Genomic DNA, 1,752 nt, shown 5'->3' with positions numbered 1-1,752 from the left:
TGGTAGCGGGGGCTGGATTTGAACCAACGACCTTCGGGTTATGAGCCCGACGAGCTACCAGGCTGCTCCACCCCGCACCTGATTAAGCAATGCATTATACATACCAGTTCATGGTGACGCAAGCCTTATTCTAATTTTCTTTTAGTTTACGCGTCAGTGTGTTTCTACCCCACCCCAATAATTTGGCTGCTTCCTGACGTTTACCTGCTGTTTTCTCGAGAGCAACTTCCATCAGTAAATGCTCGATAAGTGGAACAACATCTGCCAGTGCACCTTCCTGTCCAGTCAAAGCCTTGTTTGCTGCCCATTGTCTGAACAACTGTTGCCAGTCACCGCCTTGTCTACCATTATTGGCATCTATTGTTTCTGTAGAGAGTTCGACAGGCAAATCATCCATCTGAACGACTTGCCCAGGTGACATAACCGTCAGCCAACGACACGTATTCTCTAATTGTCGAACATTTCCTGGCCATGGTAATTGGGATAAATACATCTCCACATCAGTTGCAACTGATTTCGTTGACATATTTAGTTCTTTAGCAGCCTTATTCAGAAAATAAGCGACCAAAGCTGGAATATCCTCTCGACGTTCACGAAGTGATGGAATATGAATTCGAATAACATTCAGTCGATGAAATAAATCTTCACGGAAATCGCCTCGCTCAACCAGCTTTTCAAGATTTTGATGGGTTGCGGCAATGATTCGAACATCTACTTTTACTGCACTGTGTCCACCAACCCGGAAAAACTCACCATCCGATAGCACCCGCAAGAGTCGTGTTTGTAGCTCGATGGGCATATCCCCGATTTCGTCTAGGAATAAGGTACCGCCATTAGCTTGTTCAAACCGACCTTTTCGCTGGACATGCGCGCCGGTGAAGGCCCCTTTTTCATGCCCAAACAATTCTGATTCGAGTAGCTCTTTGGGGATTGCAGCCATGTTTAAAGCAATGAAAGGACCATGCTTTCTCGGGCTATGACGATGCAGTGCTTGAGCAACTAATTCTTTCCCTGTTCCTGACTCCCCATTCACCATGACGGTGATATTTGAACGCGCCAGTCGTCCGATCGCTCTAAAAACCTCCTGCATTGCAGGAGCTTCACCAACAATATCTGTGCCGATATTTACATTTTCAGCGGGCTCGCTATTCTGTTCACGACTATGACTGATGGCACGTTGGACTAGCTCAACCGCCTCATCAACATCAAATGGTTTGGGTAAATATTCAAACGCCCCACCTTCGTATACAGATACGGCACTATCCAAATCAGAATAGGCCGTCATAATGATCACCGGTAACTCTGGGTAGCGTTCTTTAATTTCAGATAGAAGTTCAAGACCATCAATACCAGGCATTCTGATATCGCTGATTAATACATCCGGTCTTTGTTCACGACCTTGTTTTAGCTCATTAAGTGCGATATCACCGGTTTCAAAAGCGCGAACTGTAATATCAACCACTTCCAATGCTTTTTGTAAAACCCACCGAATTGATCGGTCATCATCAACAATCCAAGCTATCGCTCTGCTAGCGCTCACGTCCAAACTCCAAAGGAAATGTTACGGAAAAAATAGTTTGTCCAACTTTGCTGGAGCAACTGACTGTTCCACCATTGCGTTGCACTAAGTTCTGTACCAAATACAACCCAAGTCCTGTTCCATCAGCTCTTCCAGTAACTAAGGGATAAAACAAACTATCTTGAAGAGATTCGGGGATGCCAGGGCCATTGTCTTCAACCTCAACTAACACC

Annotated in this window: 2 protein-coding genes and 1 tRNA gene; all 3 read right to left on the bottom strand. The window is 45.4% G+C overall.

All coding sequences use genetic code 11. The annotated features are described in order from the left end of the window. A tRNA-Met gene (locus B4K20_RS08395) sits at window positions 1-77 on the bottom strand. A 53-nt stretch (window positions 78-130) separates the two neighbouring features. Beyond that, on the bottom strand, window positions 131-1,540 hold the full coding sequence (ntrC, locus tag B4K20_RS08390; RefSeq protein WP_286305250.1) for a nitrogen regulation protein NR(I): 1,410 nt from the start codon (window positions 1,538-1,540) through the stop codon (window positions 131-133). Continuing rightward, window positions 1,530-1,752: ATP-binding protein (locus B4K20_RS08385; protein ID WP_289282554.1), on the bottom strand; the 223-nt coding region annotated here is incomplete at its 5' end. The genes B4K20_RS08385 and ntrC, both read right to left, overlap by 11 nt.

Source organism: Methylophaga sp. UBA5088 (assembly GCF_002414625.1).
GTDB lineage: Bacteria > Pseudomonadota > Gammaproteobacteria > Nitrosococcales > Methylophagaceae > Methylophaga > Methylophaga marina.
Note: the sequence above shows the minus strand (reverse complement) of the source record. Positions and strands in the feature narration are given on the sequence as shown.